The organism is Paracoccus sp. (in: a-proteobacteria) (assembly GCF_030538755.1).
Classification (GTDB): domain Bacteria; phylum Pseudomonadota; class Alphaproteobacteria; order Rhodobacterales; family Rhodobacteraceae; genus Paracoccus.
Window position 1 is genome coordinate 121,504 of record NZ_JAUNTJ010000002.1, and the last position, 18,349, is coordinate 139,852.

Sequence of the window (18,349 nt, forward strand, 5' to 3'; positions counted from 1 at the left end):
TGCAAAAAGGGTAAGTGTGGTTGAAGCCAGTGCGCTTTGGCGACATGTTTGTCGGCAACGATCTCACCAAACCTCGATGGAAATTGTTCATGAGCGACCCCGCCCTTCCCGCCCAGATCGCTGAACGTATCTGGCTGGCCATCGCCGAGCGACGCCTGCGTCCCGGCACGAGGCTGAAAGAGGAAGAACTCGCCGAGATATTTGGCGTGTCCCGTGCCCGTATCCGACAGGCGCTGAGTGGACTTGAACGCGAGGGTCTCGTGAAGATCGTGCCGAATCGCGGTGCCCTCGTCGCCGCACCCACTGTTGAGGAAGCGGGCGACGTGTTGTTCGCCCGGCGCACCATCGAACAGCGTGTGGTCGAACGTCTGGCCGGACAGATCCGTCATGGCGAGGTCGCCGCTGGGGCGGTCGCATCGCTCCGCGATCATGTGGCACGGGAACGTGACGCGGCGCGTCTGGCCATCCCGGCCGACACGATCCGGCTGTCTGGCGGCTTCCATCTTAAACTGGCCGAGCTTGTGGGATCGGATTTTCTCTGCTCGATCTTGCGTGACCTCATCTCGCGCAGTTCGCTGATTACCGCGATTTACCGCGACAGCGCCCATGACAACTGTGGCCCGGACGAACACGAGGCCATTATCGCCGCGCTTGAACGCGGTGATGCCGCAGCGGCGCGTGACAGGATGGGAAAGCATCTCGATCATATCGAAGCCGATCTCGACCTTGATCGGGCTCGCCGCCCCGAGCCGAACCTGCGCAGCGTGCTGGGTCACGTCGCGCCCCCACCGACAAAGCCGCTGGCCTGACCGGGCGCACGATTGGATCGCGCCCTTGCCGGACTGCCGCCCTGTTCCTCGACCCGGTGGCATGCGGTACGCGACCCGTCCGGCCACCGGCGCATCTGGGGCTTCTCGGTGCGGCAACGCGCGTCGGCCAGCGGGCAACGCGGATGAAAGCTGCAGCCCGGCGGCGGGTCCAGCGGGCTGGGCACCTCGCCGTCCTTGACCGGGCGGTGGCGCTGCGGATTGCGGACATCCGGGATCGTGTCCAGCAGAAGCTGCGTATAGGGATGGCGCGGCATCGCGAACAGCGTTTCGGTCGGCGCGTCCTCGACGATGCGACCCAGATACATCACCGCGATGCGGTCCGACATGTGCCGCACGACCGACAGGTCATGGCTGATGAACAGATAGGTCAGCCCAAGCTCGTCTTGCAGCCGCCGCATCAGGTTCAGGATCTGCGCCTGCACCGACACGTCCAGCGCGCTGGTCGGTTCGTCGCAGACAAGGAACTCGGGTTCCGACGCCAGCGCCCGCGCGATCGAGATCCGCTGCCGCTGCCCGCCCGAAAACTCGTGCGGATATTTGGTCCCGTCGCGCGGTGACAGGCCGACGATGGACAAAAGCTCTTCTACGCGGGCGCGGATCGCGTCGCCCTCGCGCAGCTTCAGTTCGCGCAGAGGCTCGGCGATGATTTCGAACACCCGCCAGCGCGGGTTGAGGCTGGCGTAAGGGTCCTGAAAGATCATCTGCGCAGACAGCGGCTGGCCCGCGCGGCCGGGGGCAAAGCGGATCTCGCCCGCGCTGGGGGCATAAAGCCCGGTCACCAGCCGTGCGACGGTGGATTTCCCGCAGCCGGATTCGCCGACCAGGGACAGGCAGCCGCCGCGCGGCACGGCGAAGTCGATGTCGTCAACCGCGCGCAGGAACTGGCGCGGGCGGCGCTCGATCACGCGGTTCAGCCACGGGGCCGAGACGTCGAAGCGGCGCGTCAGGCCGGTGGCGGTCATGGCGTCGTCAGGCATCGGCTCCTCCCTGGTGCAGCCAGCAGGCCGCAAGGCTTGCCCCGGCGGGGGCGAGGTCCGGGCGCTGCACCCGGCAGCGTGGCCCGGCATGGGGGCAGCGCGGGTTGAAGGCGCAGCCGGGTGGGATCGCATCCAGCCGCGGCATCGCTCCATCGATTTGCGCCAGCAGTTCGACCCGCGCGCCTAACGCCGGGATCGACCCCATCAGTCCGCGCGTATAGGGATGGGCGGGGTTGCGGGTGACCTGATCGACCGGGCCGATCTCGACCAGCCGCCCGGCATACATCACCGCCACCCGATCAGCGGTTTCCGCGATCACGCCCATGTCATGGGTGACAAGCATCACCGCCGTGCCGTGTTCATCGCAAAGCCGCCGCAGCAGCGCGGTGATCTGTGCCTGAATCGATACGTCGAGCGCTGTAGTCGGCTCGTCCGCGATAATCAGCTTCGGCTTGGCGGCCAGCGCCAGTGCGATGACGACACGCTGCCGCATCCCGCCGCTGAATTGATGGGGAAAATGGTTGACGCGTTCGGCGGGCGCAGGGATGCCGACTTCGGATAGCAGTTCAATCGCCCGGTCCTGCGCGGCACGGCGTGACAGCGGAAGATGCAGCCGGATCGTTTCCACCAGTTGCGCGCCGACCGTGAACAAAGGGTTCAGCGAGGTCAGCGGATCCTGAAAGATCGCGCCAATCTCGCGGCCCCGGATCTTTTCCATCTTGGCTTCCGCGAGTCCATTGATGCGGCGTCCGTTCAGCACCACAGCGCCGCCCGCGATATGGCCGGGCGGTTCCAGCAGCCCCTGAACGGCCAGCCCGGTCATCGACTTGCCTGCGCCGGATTCACCGACGACGCCCAGGATCTCGCCCGGTTCGATCGACAGCGACACGTCGTCCAGCGCGGTCAGCGTGCCGTGCCGCGAGGGGAATTGCACGTGCAGGTTTTCTACCGACAGAACGGTCATGACGCCTCTACGGGATAGGAGGGCGGGAAAAGCCGGTCCACCGGCGGGTGGTCCCAGCTACGTTCAGGGTATTTCGCAACCAGCCCGTCGAACTGCGCCTGCGCGCGGGCCTGCGCGGTTGTCAGGTCCAGCCCTGCGACCTCGGGGGTGTGGCGGATGCGGCGCATCGACAGGCGGCCATCGACGAAGACGGCGCGGCAGACCTTGCCCGACCCACCGGCGACGAGGGTCGAAATCGGGTCGATGGCGGGCGTCATCACCGCGTCGTCCAGCCCGAACACGGCGATGTCGGCGGGCAGGCCGGGGGCAAGCCGGCCAAGGTCGGACCGCTTCAGCGCCCGCGCCCCGCCCAGCGTCGCCGCGTCCCAGAAATCGCGCGACTGCACCGCCTCGGGGTCGTCGGCGATCCGGGCGGTCATCAGCCCCGCCAGCAGGTTCAGCAGCATGTCGGCGGGCGCAGTGTCGGTCCCCATCGCAATGGTGATCCCCATGTCGCGCAGCCGTGCGAAGGACCGCAGGATCGACCCGCCGCGCCCCGACACCAGCGGGCAATGCACGATGCTGACCCCATGATCGGCATAATGGCGCAGGTCCGCCTCGGTCGCGTTGGTCGCGTGTGGAGCGATCAGACGGTCTGACAGCAGCCCCATCCCCGCCAGCCAGTCGGGCGCGGTGGTGCCGTGCAGGGCGCGGACGGTTTCGACCTCCATCTGGCCCTGCGCCATGTGCAGCCGGATCGGGCAGCCGAGGTCGCGGCTGGCCGCGTCGGTGGCGCGCAGCAGCGCCTCGGTGCAGGTCTCTACCCGATCAGGGGCCAGAAGGCCGCGCACCAGCCCCCCGTGGCGTCCGTCATGGTCGCGGATGAACGCCACCGCCCCGGCCAGCCCAGCCAGCCCACGCGGTTCGTCGAAGACCGGGCGCATCTCGCCCGGTGCCTCCAGCACCATGCCGCCCGACCGGAAAGCGGGGCCAAGATAGACCCGCAGCCCCATCTCGCCCGCCGCGTCCGAGGCGGCGGCGAACTCGGCCACGGTTTCACCCCATTCTCGATAGAACAGGCTCGCGATCGGCGCGGCGGTGGTGATGCCGGACATCAGCAACTGCGCAAAGGCAAAGCGTTTCTGGAAGGCCAGTTCGTCGGGGGAATACATCTCGTAGGGGCCACGCTCGACATAGGATCGCGGCCAGACGCGACCCTTGGCCCAGCCGGGATGGTGATCCAGTGCCAAGATGGTCGTGTCGAGGTCCGACAGCGCGTCAAGGTCGATCAGACCGGGCGAGATCAGCGCCGCGCCGAAGTCGATGCGGCGCGCGACCTCGCCCTCGAAACGTTGGCCGACGTGCAGGATGCGACCATCCTCGATCACCACCGCGCCGTCACGGATCAGGCGCGGGCCGTCTGCCAGCACCCATCGGGCGGTCAGCAGGGTCCGCCCAATGGGGCGCGCGCCAAGTGCTAAAGTTTCCAGCGTGCTGTCCTGCGTCATGGCGCCGCGACCCCCATCACCTCGCCCATCCGGGCGGTGACGCGGCCGCCCTTGACGACCAGCGGGCGCGGCGCGGTGTCGGCGACGGCATGGGCCAGCGTCTGGCCTTGCAGCAACGTGAAATCGGCGGGCATCCCCTCGGCCAGCCCGTGCGGGATGCCCATCACATCGGCCCCGCCGACGGAACAGACGTGCAGCGCATGGTTCAGATCCACGTCGCGGCGGAAGCCGTTCTTCATGCCGATGATTTCGGCCCGGTGCAGCATGTCGGGCTTGCCCCACGGCCCCCAGGTGTCGCGGATGCCGTCGCAGCCTGCGCCGACCCGAATGCCCGCGTCGCGCAGGCGCAGGATCGCGGGGACCGGGACCGAGGGCGCGCCGGTCGTCAGGATCGCCACGTCCAGTTCGGCCAGTTGGTCGATCAACCCCTGTGTCCGCTGCCAGTCGGGCGCGCCCAGACAGAAGGCGTGGCTGATCGCTACCTTCCCCTGCATCGAAAGCGCGCGGATGCGGTCGAAGATCATCTCCATGCTGAAGGCTCCCAGTTCACCCATCTCGTGCAGGTGGATGTCGATGGGTTTGCCGTGTCGCTCGGCCAGCCCGAAGATCGTGTCCAGCGCGCCCTTCGGGTCCCGCTCCATCCCGCAGGGGTCGATGCCGCCCACGACCCCGGCGCCTTCGGCCAGCGCCCGGTCCATCAGGTCTACTGTGCCGGGCCGCGCCATGATCGCGGATTGCGGGAAGGCGACGATCTCGATGTCGATGATCCCCGCCAGGGCCTGTCGCGTCTCCATCACGCCGTGGAACATCGCCAGCCCGTGGCGCGTGTCGATATCGACATGGCTGCGGATATGGGTCGCGCCGTGCGCCACCAGACCCAGTGCATGGCGCATCGACTGGCGGTGCGGGTCGATGCCGATCTCCAGCCGCTGTTCGCGTTCGAAGTCGATGCGCTGTTGCAAGGTCGCCTGATGGGCGTTGACGTGCCAGTCCATGCCCCAGGTGGTCTTGTCCAGATGCGTATGCGCGTCGATCAGGCCCGGCACGGCCAGATGGCCGCCGCCGTCCTCGACCGGGGCGTCGGCCTCGATCCCCGGCGCGATGCGGGCGATGCGGCCGCCTTGCACAAGGATGTCGGCGGGCGCGCCGCCCATCGGCCGGATGTTGCGGATCAGCAGGTCCATCGTCTTTACCTCAGTTTCGGGTTCAGCGCATCGCGCAGCCAGTCGCCCAGCAGGTTGACCGACACGACCAACAGCGACAGTTGGATCACCGGGAACAGCACCACCCACCACACGCCGGAAAACAGGTATTCATTCCCCAGCCGGATCAGCGTCCCAAGGCTGGGCTGGCTGGGCGGCATCCCGATCCCCAAAAAGGACAGCGTGGCCTCGGTCAGGATCGCCATCCCGAAGTTGAGCGTCGCGGCCACGAAGATCGGCGTCAGCGTGTTGGGCAGGATGTGGCGGAACATGATCCGCCGCGCCGGGACCTTCAGCAGCCGCGCCGCCTGCACATATTCGCGCCGCCGCTCGACCGCGGCCTGCGCGCGCACGGTGCGGGCATATTGCACCCAGGCCGACAGGGTGATTGCCAGAACCAGCACACCCGCCGCGCCGATTTCGCGCAGGTTCTGTGGCAGCGCCTGCCGCGCCACGGCGCTGACAAGGATGGCGATCAGGATCGTCGGGATCGACAGCAGGATGTCGCCCAGCCGCATCAGCACCATGTCGGTGACGCCGCCGAAATACCCCGCCAGCAGGCCAAGCACCAACCCGATCGCCAGCGACAGCGCCACTGCCGCCACCCCGATCACGATCGAGATCCGCGACCCGTAAAGGATCGCCGACAGCATGTCGCGCCCTTGCATGTCGGTGCCGAGGATGAACGGCCATTGTCCGTCTGCGGTCCAGATCGGCGGGATCTCGGCATTCAGCAAGTCGAGTTGTGCCGGGTCATACGGGTTTTGTGGCACGTAAAGCGGTGCCGTGAAGGATGCGACCGCGATCACCAGCAACACCACCGCCGCGATGATCGCCGAGGGTTTGTGGGTGAAGGAAAACCACAGGTCGCTTTTCAGCCAGCGTGCGACACGGCCGTCCGGCCCGTCCGAGGGAACGATGGCGTCGGCGGGCAGGTCGATCTGCGGTTGAGTCTGGCGGGGATCGGGCATCGCTTGCCTCTCAGGTCGCATCGCGCAGGCGCGGGTCGATGACCGCATAGGCGATGTCCACCGCCGTATTCAGGGCCACAAAGATGAAAGAGATGATGACCAGATAGGCCGACATCACCGGGAAATCGAGGAAGGTGACAGCCTGGATGAACAGCATCCCCATGCCCGGCCACTGGAACACCGTTTCGGTGATCAGTGCGAAGGCGATCAGCGCGCCGATATTCATCGCGGTCATCGTTACCACCGGCATCAGGCAGTTCCGCAGCGCGTGGCGGAACCAGATCCGCCACCGCGGCACGCCGCGTGCGCGGGCGAACTTGACGAAATCAGACCGCATGACTTCAAGCATCTCGGCCCGGACAAGGCGCATGATCAGCGTGATCTGATACAGCGCCAGCGCAACTGCGGGCAGGATCAGCGCCATCCGCCCCGAAGGTGTCAGCAGCCCCGTCGTCCACCAGCCGATCCGCACCACCTCGCCCCGCCCGAAGGCCGGTGCCACGCCCAAAATCACGGCGAATACGAGGATCAACAGGATGCCGACCACAAAGCTGGGCAGTGATACGCCGATGATCGACAGGAATTGCAGCCCCTCGGCATACCATCGCCCGCGCGCGATGGCGGTCAGCACGCCCAGCGGCAGCCCGACTGCAAGCGACAGGAAGGTCGCGACCAGTACCAGTTCCATCGTTGCGGGGAAGCGTGCAGCGATCAGCCCCAGAACCTCTTGCCCGTTGCGCCAGGACATCCCGAAATCGCCGGTCGCCGCATTGGCGACGAAGCGCGCGTACTGCACCAGCATCGGGTCGTTCAGCCCCATCCGCTCGCGCAGTGCGTCGCGGTCGGCCTGCGTCATCTGTTCGTTGGCCATCATCTCGACCGGGTCGCCCGCGACGCGGAAGATCGAGAAGGCCAGGAACGCGACCGCCAGCATCACGAAGACGGCGTTGAACAGGCGCTTTAGAATGAAGACCAGCATGACGCCGCCTCGTGTCAGGATCGGGAAAGAGCCGGGGCGCGCAACGCAGGCGTGCGCGCCCCCGCCGGTCTCACTTCATCACCGTCAGCCAATGGCGGGCCTTGTTGTCGGCAAGCTGGACGACGCTTTCCACCTTGTCCGACATGGCCCAAGCCATCGGCTGCTGGTGCAGCGGCACCATGATGAGTTCATCCTTGACCTTGCCCAGCGCCTCGGTCTGCAGCGCCAGCCGCTTGTCGCGGTCCATTTCGGTCGAAGCCTGCTGGATCAGCGCGTCGATGTCGGGATAGGACCAGCCACCCCAGTTGAAGACACCAGCCGTGCCGGACTTGGTCTCGATCATCTGCACGAGGATCGAATAGCTGTCGAGCATCGGCTCGTTTGCCCAGCCGATCAGATAAACATCAGCCTTGCCGCCCGACCGCTTCGGCGTCTGCACGGCCGAAGGTCCGATATCCAGCGTCGGTTTGAAGCCGGCGCGGGTCAGCATCGACACCATGGCGTTGCACAGTTCTTCCTCGTTGACATAGCTGTCGGTGGTGCAGGTCAGCGTGAAGGGCAGCCCCTCGTGGCCGGCCTCGGTCAGCAGCGCCTGCGCCCCGGCCGGATCGGCGGCCGGGAAGGCGTCCATCGCCTCGGTATAGCCGGGGATCTCGGGCGACACGATGGTGCCCGCGTTGCGCGACTTGCCGCGCATTATCCGACTTTGGATCAGGTCCTTGTCCAGCGCCAGTTCAAACGCCTGCCGCACCCGCAGATCGTTGAACGGGTTGTCGCGCCCGTCATCCAGCGTGTCCTTGCGGTTGAAGCCCAGCATGACCGTGCGCAGGTTCGCGCGTTCCCTCACTTCGATGCCGGGCGCCCCGGCCAGACGCGGCAGATCTTGCACCGGCGCTTCCTCGGTGAAGTCGATCTCGCCCGACAGCATTGCCGCAACTCGGGTCGCGGCCGAGGTGATCGGCGTGAATTCGATCCGGTCGATATTATGGTGCGGCGTGTCCCACCATTCGGCGTTACGGGTCAGAACGGTGCGGCTGTCTGGCACCCGGCTTTCTACCTTAAAGGGGCCGGTGCCGTTGGCGTTGAAGGTGGCGAAGCCTTCCTTCTGCGCGCTGACATCGGTCGGCAGCAGCGAGTCGTTGTCCGTCATCCAACCTTCATCGAAGATGTGGATATTGGTCAGGTCGTTCAGCAGCAGCGGATAGGGGCCGGTCAGTTCGATCTCGAAGGTCCGGTCGTCGATCTTCCTGGCGGATTTGTAGGTCGGCAGGTTGCCCTTCAGCGGCGAGGTTTCGTCGCTGACGCGGGTCAGGCTGGCCAGCACGTCGTCCGAGGTCAACCCGGCGCCGTCGTGGAACTTGACCCCCTCGCGCAGCGTGAACCGCCAGACCGAGGGCGATACGATTTCCCAGCTTTCCGCCAGCGCCGGCTCGATTTCCAGCTTGTCGTTATAGCGGACCAGCCCTTCGTAAACGTGGTTCAGGAAGGCGATCGTGTAGCTGTCGCCGTAGGAATAGGGGTCAAGCGAGCAGATGTCCCGCGCGCCGCCCCAGCGCATCACGTTCCCGGCACTTGCAGACGTGCCGATCATGGCAATCGCCAGTGCGGCAAGCAATCCTTTCGTCGGTGTCATCATCAGCCCCTGTCAGGAAAAGGCCCGCCCGGTCTTTCGCCGGATGCGGGCGGTGTGGAACCTCATTCAGCCATTCGGGTCAGCCAGTGGCGCGGCTTGTTGTCGGCGCGGATGACGACGTCGCTGATCTTGTCATTCATCGCCCAAGCCATCGGCTGCTGATAAAGAGGAATCATGACAACCTCATCCTTGGCCAGCTTCAGCGCCTGCTGTTCCAGTTCGATCCGGCGAGCGGCGTCCATTTCCACCGAGGCCTCGTCCGTCAGTCGGTCCAATTCGGGATACGACCAGCCGCCATAGTTCGCGACGCCGGCAGCGCCTTCGCGGGTGTGCAGCACCTGCACGAGGATCGAATAGGCATCGAGTGTCGGTTCGTTGGCCCAGCCGATCATGTAAACATCGGCGTTGCCCGAGGACCGCTTGGGCGATTGCACCGCGCGCGGACCGATATCCAGCGATGGCTTCAGCCCCACCTTGGTCAGCATCGATACGATGGCCTGGCAGACCTGTTCCTCGTTGATGCTTTCGTCATTGGCGCAGACCATCGAGAAGGGGGTGTCCTTCAGCCCTGCCTCGTCGATCAGGGCCGCAGCGTGGTCAGGGTCGTAGCGCGTCGGCACGTCCAGTTCGGTGCTGTAGCCGGGGATATCCGGGGCAACCATGGTGCCTGCGATATGGGTCATGCCACGCATGATGCGCTTGCCGATCAACTCGCGGTCGATGGCCATGTCGATGGCCCGACGCAAGCGCAGGTCGTTGAAGGGATTGTTGCGACCGTCAGCCAAAGTGTCCTTGCGGTTGAATACGACATGGATCGTGCGCAGGTCGGCGCGCTGCTCGACCTTGATGCCTGCGCTGGCGCGCAGCCGGTCGAGATCCTGGATCGGCGCGCCATCGGTCAGGTCGATCTCGCCCGACAGCAGCGCAGCTACGCGGGTGGCAGGCGCTGTGATCGGAGTAAACTCGATCCGGTCAAGATTGTGGACAGGTGTGTCCCACCAGCCGTCGTTGCGGATCAGCACGGTCTTTGAATCCGGCACCCGGCTTTCGACCTTGAAGGGGCCGGTGCCGTTGGTGTTGTGGGTCGCGAAGCCTTCCACCTTTGCGCCCACGTCAGTTGGCGCCTCAGCGTTGTTTGCGCGCAGCCAGTCGGCATCGAACATGAAGATGTTGGTCATGTCGTTGAGAAACAGCGGGCTGCCCGAGGTCGTCTTGATGTCAACCGTATGATCGTCGATCTTTTCGGCCGACACATAGGTCGGAATATTGCCGCGCAACGGCGAGGCCGGATCGCTGACCCGCTTCATCGAGGCCAGCACGTCATCGGCCGTGAAGGCCGCGCCGTCGTGGAACGTCACCCCCTGACGCAGATGGAAGCGCCAGGTATCGGGGGCTACGAAGTCCCAGCGTTCGGCCAGCGCCGGGACAACCTCGAATTCCGGGGTATAGCGCACGAGGCCCTCATAGACGTGATTGAGGAAGGCGAGATTCGAGGTCGACCCGTAGGAATATGGGTCGAGCGAGAAGATGTCGCGAGAACCGCCCCATTTCAGGACATTCTCGGCCATCGTGATCGAGGGGACAATCGTAGCCGCAATGGCCAGAATCGTCGGTGATAAGCGCATGGCGTTCTCCCCAGTGTCAGACCGTCTCGGACGAGAATGAGAGACGAAAAGATTCGCGTCAACATAATTGTCAACATTTTGCCGGCTGGGTTTACCCTCTTGAAGGAAATGAGTAACGGACGCGACCGTATGGCAGTTTCCCATGATCGCGGAATGTTACCTGTCAGCAGTCGCGCCGCCCAAAATTGCGGCACCCGCCGCGAAGCGCACCTGACCGGCTGGGTTCAACCGTTCCACAATGCAGCGTCCGAGACGGTTGTGGCAGCCGCGTCGCGCAGTGGACCCGGCGCGGGGGCTCGCTGCGGCTGCTGGACTGCGACACGCGGGCATCCGGCACCTGCGCCCTGTCATCTGATGTGATGATGTCGTAGGAATGGGAAAACGATACAGGTCACATCATGCGAATCCATTTTGCTGCGTTTCTTGCGCTGACACTTGCCGCCGGCTGCGCGGTCGGTTCCGGGGTTGTCGTCAAAGGCGCCGGCCCGGACGATCTTTTGAAACTGCGTGAAGGGCCGGGCCTCGACTATAAAATCATCCTGGGCCTGCCTGACGGAACACGCCTTACCCGCCAGAACTGCGTCACCCAAAGCGGCAAGGTCTGGTGCAGGGTCACGCTGACCGACAGACCGGGCGTTTCCGGTTTCGTTTCAGCCGAGTATCTGGCCCATCGTTGAGCGGGGGGCTGTGGGGTGCGGCCTTGGATGACCCGCCCCGGCCCTCTGGCAGTTTCCTGTTGCCGAGCGTCTGGCAAAGGCGTATGAGCGGGGGTGGGACACCCCTCCCCAACGAGGGGCTTTTAGCTGGAAGGCTGAGCCACATGGCCGATACGACGACCCCGGTTGCGCGCCCGGAAAATCCGCGTTTTTCCTCTGGCCCTTGTGCCAAAATCCCCGGTTTCAATCTGGAAATGCTGTCCGATGCCCCGCTGGGGCGGTCGCATCGTGCGGCTGTCGGCAAGGCCAGGCTGGCCGAGGCGATCGATCTGACCCGCGAGGTGCTGGGTGTGCCGGCGGATTACCGCATCGGCATCGTGCCCGCATCCGATACCGGCGCGGTGGAAATGGCGCTGTGGTCGCTGTTGGGCGCGCGCGGCGTGGAAATGCTGGCATGGGAGAGTTTTGGCGAGGGCTGGGTGACGGATGTCGTCAAGCAGCTCAAGCTGGAGGCTAGGGTGCGCAAGGCGGACTATGGCCAGATCGTTGACTTTACGCAGGTCGATTTCGACAAGGACGTGGTGTTCACCTGGAACGGCACGACCAGCGGTGTGCGGCTGCCGAATGGCGATGCGATTCCGGCGGATCGCGCCGGGCTGACCATTTGCGACGCGACCAGCGCCGCCTTTGCCATGGATCTGCCCTGGGACAAGCTGGATGTGGTGACGTTCAGCTGGCAAAAGGTTCTGGGCGGCGAGGGTGCGCATGGCATCCTGATCCTGTCACCCCGCGCGGTCGAGCGGCTGGAAAACTATACCCCCGCCTGGCCCTTGCCCAAGATTTTCCGCATGACCAAGGGCGGCAAGCTGATCGAGGGCATCTTCAAGGGCGAGACGATCAATACTCCGTCCATGCTGTGTGTCGAGGATTACATCGTCGCGCTGAAATGGGCGCAATCCATCGGCGGGCGTGATGCGCTGATCGCGCGGGCCAATGCCAATGCGGCAGCGGTGCGTGACTTCATCGCCGACAAGGACTGGATCGCCGATCTGGCGGTGGACCCGGCGACGGCCTCGACGACTTCGGTTTGTCTCAAGTTCACGGATGACCGGATCAAGGACGGCGCGGCTTTTGCCAAGGCGGTGGCCAAGCGGCTGGAAAAAGAGGGCGTGGCGCTGGACGCCGGTGCCTATCGCGATGCGCCCCCCGGCCTGCGCATCTGGTGCGGATCGACGGTTGAAACCGCAGATGTGGTCGCGCTGATGCCGTGGATCGAATGGGCGTTTGACGCGGAAATCGCTGCGCAAGCCTGATCTGCCGGACCGGGGGCCAGCCCCCGGCCCCCCGGGATATTTTTCAACGAAAGACAGGGCAGGCCGCGCGCCGCCGGTGTCGAGAGGATGACTGCAATGCCCAAGGTTCTTGTTTCCGATAAGCTGTCAGAAACCGCCGTCCAGATTTTCCGCGATCGCGGGGTCGAGGTCGATTACCTGCCCGATCTGGGCAAGGATAAAGAAAAGCTGGCCGAGGTGATTGGCCAATATGACGGGCTGGCGATCCGGTCTGCGACCAAGGTGACGGAAAAGCTGCTGGAGAATGCCAGCAATCTGAAAGTGGTGGGCCGCGCCGGCATCGGGGTGGATAACGTCGATATTCCGGCTGCGTCGAAAAAGGGGGTGATCGTGATGAACACGCCCTTTGGCAACAGTGTCACCACCGCCGAACATGCGATTGCGATGATGTTCGCCGTGGCGCGGCAATTGCCCGAGGCTTCGGCCAGCACTCATGCCGGGAAGTGGGAAAAGAACCGCTTTATGGGGGTCGAGCTGTTCAACAAGACCCTTGGCGTGATCGGGGCCGGGAATATCGGCTCGATCGTGATCGACCGTGCGCTGGGGCTGCATATGAAGGTGATCGCCTATGATCCTTTCCTGTCCGAAGAGCGTGCCAAGGACATGGGCGTGCGCAAGGTCGAGCTGGACGAGTTGCTGGCCAAGGCGGATTTCATCACCTTCCATGTGCCGCTGACCGACAAGACCCGCAATATCCTGTCGCGCGAGGCGATTGCCCGGCTGAAGCCCGGCGTGCGCATCATCAACTGTGCCCGTGGCGGTCTGGTCGATGAAGAGGCTTTGGCCGAGGCGCTGAAGGATGGCCGTGTGGCCGGTGCGGCGTTTGACGTGTTCGCGGTGGAACCGGCGACCGAAAGCCCGCTGTTCAACCTGCCCAATGTGGTGGTGACGCCGCATCTGGGGGCCTCGACCACCGAGGCGCAGGAAAACGTCGCGCTGCAAGTGGCCGAGCAGATGGCCGATTACCTGCTGACCGGCGCGGTTCAGAATGCGCTGAACATGCCCTCGGTCACGGCCGAGGAGGCGGCGGTCATGGGGCCGTGGATCAAGCTGGCCGGGCATCTGGGCGCCTTTGTCGGGCAGGCCACGGACGAGCCGATCAAGGCGATCAACGTGCTGTATGACGGTGTTGTGGCCGATATGAATCTGGCGGCGCTGAATGCGGCGGTGATTTCGGGTGTGATGAAGGCGACCAACCCGGATGTGAACATGGTGTCCGCCCCGGTGATCGCCAAGGATCGCGGCATCCAGATTTCGACCACCAGACAGGACAAAAGCGGTGTGTTCGAGGGCTATATCAAGCTGACCGTCGTCACCGCCGAGCGCGAGCGCTCGATTGCGGGCACGGTGTTCAGCGACGGCAAGCCGCGCTTTATCCAGATCCGCGGGATCAATATTGATGCCGAGGTGGGGGCGAACATGCTGTATACCCGCAACAAGGACGTGCCGGGTGTCATCGGTGCGCTGGGCGGCACGCTGGGTGAAATGGGGGTGAACATCGCCAACTTTACGCTGGGGCGTGCGGCTTCGGGGGCGGATGCCATCGCCATTCTGTATCTGGATGAGCCGCTGTCGCCCGAAGTTCTGGCCGCGCTGCAAAAGACCGGCAAGTTCATTCAGGCCCGCGCCTTGCAGTTCGAGGTCTGATCCCGTGCGCGTTTATGCCATCGGCGATGTTCATGGGCATCTGGATCTGCTGCGGCAGGCGCATGACCGGATCACCGTTGATGGCGGTGCCGATGCAACGGTGGTTCATCTGGGCGACCTGGTGGACCGTGGGCCGGATTCGCGGGGCGTGATCGCGCATCTGATCGCCGGTCAGGCGGCGGGGCGCGACTGGCGGGTGGTTCTGGGCAACCATGACCGCCTGTTCCTGCGCTTTCTGACCGACCGCGACTGGACCGATGCCGGGCTTTCGGATCGGGCGCATTGGGTCGATCACCCCGGATTGGGCGCGGCGGAAACCTTGGCGTCTTATGGAGTGGACCCGGCGTTGCCGCGCGCCGCGCTGCATCTTGCCGCGCTGCGAGCCGTGCCGGGTGAGCATGCGGTATGGCTGGCGGGCTTGCCGCATTGGCATCTGCACCCGCTGGCGTTGTTCGTTCATGCGGGGGTGCGGCCGGGGGTGGATTTGCAGGATCAGACGCAGGACGATTGCGTCTGGATTCGCCGCCCGTTTCTGGACAGCGCGGCGGATTTCGGGCCGCTGGTGGTGCATGGACACTCGCCGGTCAAGGCGCCGTCGCATTACGGGAACCGGCTGAATATCGACACCGGCGCCGCCTATGGCGGGCCGCTGACGGCAGTGGTGATCGAGCCGTCTGGCGTCTGGGCCTTGACCGATCAGGGCCGGGTGCCGGTTGAGCGGGTGGGGCGCTGAGCCTGCCGCGTGGCGTCGCTGCCGCACCCGCGCTGCGATGTGTAACAGATTCTGGACAGTTTCTGCACCGCGCGGTATGGGACGGCGCAGGAAAGGGCTGTGAATGACGGATTTCGCTCGCGTGGCAAAGTTCAGGCTGGGTCAGGTGGTGCGGCATCGCACGCACCCGTTTCGGGGTGTGATCTTTGACGTCGATCCCGAATTCGCCAATACGCAGGAATGGTATGAATCCATCCCCGAAGAAGTGCGCCCGGCCAAGGATCAGCCCTTCTACCACCTGTTTGCCGAAAACGAGGCGACTTATTACGTCGCCTATGTCTCGGAACAGAACCTGATCCCCGATTCCTCGGGCGAGCCGGTCGAACATCCCGAAGTCATGGAACATTTCGGCGACTTTGAGGATGGGCACTATCCGCTGGGGCACCGGCTGAACTGAGCGGTTTCAGACCAGCGGGGCGGGCGGTTTGTCGACGCTGAACGGCACGCAAAAGGCCAGAAAATTGCGCCGCTCTTCGCGGTAATAGCACAGCGCCTGCGTCAGATCCTGGATCAGATACCAGCCAAAGCCGCCCTCGGGCATTCCGTTATCATCCGAACCGGGCAGGTCGCGCGGGCGCAGGCAATCGGCGGGCAGCGACACGCCGTCATCGGTGACAGCGCAGGACAGGCCGTTGTCATGGCGCACGATGCACAGATGGATCGAGGGCGCCCGCCGCGCGGGCGCGTCATCGGGCGGGGCGGTGCCATGTTCGGTGACGTTGTTCATCACCTCGGCCAGCACCAGTTCCAGCCGGCCAAGGGCGTCGTCGTCCACATTGTCGCGGAATCGGCTGCGCATATCGTTCAGCACCGCGCGCACCGCCATCGGCGTGGCCAGGAAAACCCGGTGAAACATCGGCTGGGTGTGAACCCGACGGCGCCCTTCCGGGCTGACGGCTTGTTGGCCGGGGGTCATGCACGTTTCTCCTGCAAGGGGGTGCTGTCGGTGATGGTAAAGACGGAATCCATGCGCGTCAGCCGAAAGACGCGATCCACGTTCGGCGTCAGCCCGTCCAGCGTCAGCCCGACATCGGCGGGCATCGCCTTATGCACGGCGATCATCGCGCCAAGGCCAGAGCTGTCCATGAAATCCACGCCGCGCATGTCGATCAGCACCGGATGTTGCGCCTTGGTCACGATTTCCCGCATCCGATCCTTGAAGCGGGTCGCGATGGCCGCGTCCAGCCGCGTTTCATCCACGGTGATAACGATCAGATCGTTGCTCTGATTTACGGTCAGCTTCATCTGCGGCCCTTTCGCATATTCGGTGATTCCCTGTCCTAGACGCAAAAGGTTAGCATCTGGTAAGCGATGGCCGTTCATCGCAGGGAGGATCAGGGAAAATGCAGCAGGTTTATGTTCTGGGTGCGGCGCGCACGCCGATGGGCGGGATGCAGGGCGCGCTGGCCGGGGTAACAGCGGCAGAGCTGGGCGGAGCGGCGATCGCCGCCGCCTTGCAGCGCGCGGGCACTGCGGCCGATTCGGTCGAGGCGCTGTTCATGGGCTGCGTTCTGCCCGCCGGTCAGGGGCAGGCACCCGCGCGGCAGGCCGGCTTCGCGGCGGGTTTGCCGCAATCGGTGCCCGCGACGACGCTGAACAAGATGTGCGGATCGGGGATGCAGACGGTGATGATGGCCGCCGATGCGATTCGCGCCGGCAGTGCCCGCACCATCGTCGCGGGCGGCATGGAAAGCATGACCAACGCCCCCTATCTGCTGCCGAAAATGCGCAGCGGGGCGCGGCTGGGGCATGGGCAGGTGATCGACCACATGTTCCTTGACGGGCTTGAGGACGCCTATGACAAAGGCCGCCTGATGGGCACCTTTGCCGAGGATTGCGCCGGTGCTTTCGGCTTTACCCGTCAGGATCAGGATGCCTATGCGCTGGCCAGCCTGTCGCGCGCGGTTAATGCCATCGAATCGGGTGCTTTTGCGGTGGAAATCACCCCGGTCACGGTCAAGGGGCGCGGTGGCGATACGGTGGTGGATACCGACGAACAGCCCGGCAATGCCCGCCCCGACAAGATCCCGCATCTGAAACCCGCCTTCCGCAAGGATGGCACGGTGACGGCGGCCAATTCCTCCAGCATTTCCGATGGTGCGGCGGCGCTGGTGCTGTCGGACCGGGCCGATGGCGCGGTGGCGCGCATCGTGGGCTATGCCAGCCATGCGCAGGCCCCCGCCGATTTCCCGACCGCCCCGGTTCCCGCCGCCGAAAAGCTGTTGCAGCAGATCGGCTGGGGCAAGGATGACGTGGACCTGTGGGAAGTGAACGAGGCATTCGCCGTTGTCCCCATGGCCTTTATGGCGCGCATGGGGATTGCGCATGACAAGGTGAACGTCAACGGCGGTGCCTGCGCGCTGGGGCATCCCATCGGCGCATCCGGCGCGCGGATCATCGTCACGCTGATCCATGCGCTGAAGGCGCGCGGCCTGCGCCGTGGCGTGGCCGCCATCTGCATCGGCGGCGGCGAGGGCACGGCCATCGCGGTGGAACTGGTCTGATCTGCTCTGATCGGGGGGCGGGTCCGTGCGGCCCGCCCCGCTGCCGGTTAATTGGCGGGCTGGATGGTGCAGCAGCCGGACAGCAGCCGTTCCTGCCCGCTGATCGCTAGATCGGCGCGCAGGCCGAACAGCCGGTCGGACATGCCATCCGAACAGATTGCGGGGCTGGCTGTCAGGCTGGCCCCCTGCGCCAGCACCACGCGCGTCGGATCGCGGAACCACCCGGTCGCCAGCAGATCGCTGACCGGCAGGCTGCGATCCGTGGCGTCGGGGGTGCCGATGACCAGCGCGCCATCGCTGACGCGGGCATCCCAGAACGGCTCGGTGCCAAAGCAGCGGAACCCGTCCGGCAGGGCCGCGCCATCCCAGACATCGGTGCGATACGACATATAACGCATCGCGACCCAGCCCGAGGTCTCGCCCGCGTTCACCCGGCCCCAGCCGTCCTGTTCCTGCACCACCTCGATCCCGGTTGCATCGGGGCGCAGGGTGGCCAGTATTTCCGCCTGAGCCGAGGGGGCCGCCCGCACATTCAGCACATCATCCGCCGCGACCCCGCTGACGTCGAACAGGGTGGGCAGCACATATTCCGGCGTGGCAAGGGCCGGGGTGGCAGTCATCATCAGGATCAGGGCGATATGTTTCATGGCCGCGATCCTAGCATCCGGTGCAGGCTGCGGCATCTGATTTTTCCGTCAGTTGGCGCGGGCTTTGCGCGGGGATCATTCGCCGGGGCTTTCCTTTGCTGCG

At 65.1% G+C, this 18,349-nt stretch carries 18 protein-coding genes; 7 read left to right on the forward strand and 11 right to left on the reverse strand.

From position 1 onward, the window contains the following. Positions 1 to 29 precede the first annotated feature (29 nt). Positions 30 to 809 (forward strand): GntR family transcriptional regulator, encoded by a 780-nt coding sequence (locus Q4G14_RS01720; RefSeq protein WP_303360090.1) that lies wholly within the window; start codon positions 30 to 32, stop codon positions 807 to 809. On the opposite strand, the gene Q4G14_RS01725 is transcribed toward Q4G14_RS01720, so the two are convergent. The 8 genes from Q4G14_RS01725 to Q4G14_RS01760 all read right to left on the reverse strand — a co-directional run bounded on the left by Q4G14_RS01725 (position 773) and on the right by Q4G14_RS01760 (position 10,611). Next, positions 773 to 1,807, reverse strand: a complete 1,035-nt coding sequence (locus Q4G14_RS01725; protein ID WP_303359992.1) for an ABC transporter ATP-binding protein — start codon at positions 1,805 to 1,807, stop codon at positions 773 to 775. The genes Q4G14_RS01720 and Q4G14_RS01725 overlap by 37 nt on opposite strands. Beyond that, positions 1,800 to 2,771 (reverse strand): ABC transporter ATP-binding protein, encoded by a 972-nt coding sequence (locus Q4G14_RS01730; protein WP_303359993.1) that lies wholly within the window; start codon positions 2,769 to 2,771, stop codon positions 1,800 to 1,802. The genes Q4G14_RS01725 and Q4G14_RS01730 overlap by 8 nt, the downstream gene beginning before the upstream one ends. Beyond that, the gene (locus tag Q4G14_RS01735; protein WP_303359994.1) at positions 2,768 to 4,258 is read right to left on the reverse strand and encodes an amidohydrolase family protein; all 1,491 of its coding nucleotides are present in this window, start codon (positions 4,256 to 4,258) and stop codon (positions 2,768 to 2,770) included. Before Q4G14_RS01735 ends, Q4G14_RS01730 begins: the two co-directional genes overlap by 4 nt. Then, complete coding sequence (locus tag Q4G14_RS01740; RefSeq protein ID WP_303359995.1) at positions 4,255 to 5,442, reverse strand: amidohydrolase family protein; 1,188 nt, start codon at positions 5,440 to 5,442, stop codon at positions 4,255 to 4,257. The genes Q4G14_RS01735 and Q4G14_RS01740 overlap by 4 nt, the downstream gene beginning before the upstream one ends. A gap of 5 nt (positions 5,443 to 5,447) precedes the next feature. After that, positions 5,448 to 6,431, reverse strand: coding sequence for an ABC transporter permease (locus Q4G14_RS01745; RefSeq protein ID WP_303359996.1), 984 nt, complete (start codon positions 6,429 to 6,431; stop codon positions 5,448 to 5,450). 10 nt (positions 6,432 to 6,441) lie between these two features. Continuing rightward, a complete protein-coding gene (locus Q4G14_RS01750; protein WP_303359997.1) occupies positions 6,442 to 7,410 on the reverse strand; it encodes an ABC transporter permease in 969 nt (322 codons plus the stop codon). Positions 7,411 to 7,480: 70 nt separating this feature from the next. Beyond that, on the reverse strand, positions 7,481 to 9,046 hold the full coding sequence (locus Q4G14_RS01755) for an ABC transporter substrate-binding protein (protein WP_303359998.1): 1,566 nt from the start codon (positions 9,044 to 9,046) through the stop codon (positions 7,481 to 7,483). 59 nt (positions 9,047 to 9,105) lie between these two features. Then, positions 9,106 to 10,611, reverse strand: coding sequence for an ABC transporter substrate-binding protein (locus tag Q4G14_RS01760; protein WP_303359999.1), 1,506 nt, complete (start codon positions 10,609 to 10,611; stop codon positions 9,106 to 9,108). Between the two features lie 455 nt (positions 10,612 to 11,066). Here Q4G14_RS01760 and Q4G14_RS01765 point away from each other — a divergent pair, with 455 nt between their 5' ends. The 5 genes from Q4G14_RS01765 (at position 11,067) to hspQ (ending at position 15,492) form a co-directional block, all read left to right on the forward strand. After that, complete coding sequence (locus Q4G14_RS01765) at positions 11,067 to 11,345, forward strand: SH3 domain-containing protein (RefSeq protein WP_303360000.1); 279 nt, start codon at positions 11,067 to 11,069, stop codon at positions 11,343 to 11,345. A 143-nt stretch (positions 11,346 to 11,488) separates the two neighbouring features. Continuing rightward, positions 11,489 to 12,637 carry a phosphoserine transaminase gene (locus Q4G14_RS01770; RefSeq protein ID WP_303360001.1) on the forward strand — a complete coding sequence of 383 codons (1,149 nt, stop codon included), beginning with the start codon at positions 11,489 to 11,491 and terminating at the stop codon, positions 12,635 to 12,637. A 96-nt stretch (positions 12,638 to 12,733) separates the two neighbouring features. Continuing rightward, entirely contained in the window at positions 12,734 to 14,323 is a 1,590-nt protein-coding gene (serA, locus tag Q4G14_RS01775) for a phosphoglycerate dehydrogenase (RefSeq protein WP_303360002.1), read from the forward strand. 4 nt (positions 14,324 to 14,327) lie between these two features. Further along, the gene (locus Q4G14_RS01780) at positions 14,328 to 15,056 is read left to right on the forward strand and encodes a metallophosphoesterase (RefSeq protein ID WP_303360003.1); all 729 of its coding nucleotides are present in this window, start codon (positions 14,328 to 14,330) and stop codon (positions 15,054 to 15,056) included. A gap of 103 nt (positions 15,057 to 15,159) precedes the next feature. After that, positions 15,160 to 15,492, forward strand: coding sequence for a heat shock protein HspQ (hspQ, locus tag Q4G14_RS01785; protein ID WP_303360004.1), 333 nt, complete (start codon positions 15,160 to 15,162; stop codon positions 15,490 to 15,492). Between the two features lie 6 nt (positions 15,493 to 15,498). On the opposite strand, the gene Q4G14_RS01790 is transcribed toward hspQ, so the two are convergent. Next, the gene (locus Q4G14_RS01790; protein ID WP_303360005.1) at positions 15,499 to 16,011 is read right to left on the reverse strand and encodes an ATP-binding protein; all 513 of its coding nucleotides are present in this window, start codon (positions 16,009 to 16,011) and stop codon (positions 15,499 to 15,501) included. Further along, on the reverse strand, positions 16,008 to 16,340 hold the full coding sequence (locus tag Q4G14_RS01795) for an STAS domain-containing protein (RefSeq protein ID WP_303360006.1): 333 nt from the start codon (positions 16,338 to 16,340) through the stop codon (positions 16,008 to 16,010). The genes Q4G14_RS01790 and Q4G14_RS01795 overlap by 4 nt, the downstream gene beginning before the upstream one ends. A 98-nt stretch (positions 16,341 to 16,438) precedes the next feature. On the opposite strand from Q4G14_RS01795, the gene Q4G14_RS01800 reads away from it, so the two are divergent. Beyond that, on the forward strand, positions 16,439 to 17,599 hold the full coding sequence (locus Q4G14_RS01800) for an acetyl-CoA C-acyltransferase (RefSeq protein ID WP_303360007.1): 1,161 nt from the start codon (positions 16,439 to 16,441) through the stop codon (positions 17,597 to 17,599). A gap of 47 nt (positions 17,600 to 17,646) precedes the next feature. Here the strand turns inward: Q4G14_RS01800 and Q4G14_RS01805 are convergent, their stop codons facing one another. Beyond that, positions 17,647 to 18,246 carry a COG3650 family protein gene (locus tag Q4G14_RS01805; RefSeq protein ID WP_303360008.1) on the reverse strand — a complete coding sequence of 200 codons (600 nt, stop codon included), beginning with the start codon at positions 18,244 to 18,246 and terminating at the stop codon, positions 17,647 to 17,649. Positions 18,247 to 18,349 lie beyond the last annotated feature (103 nt).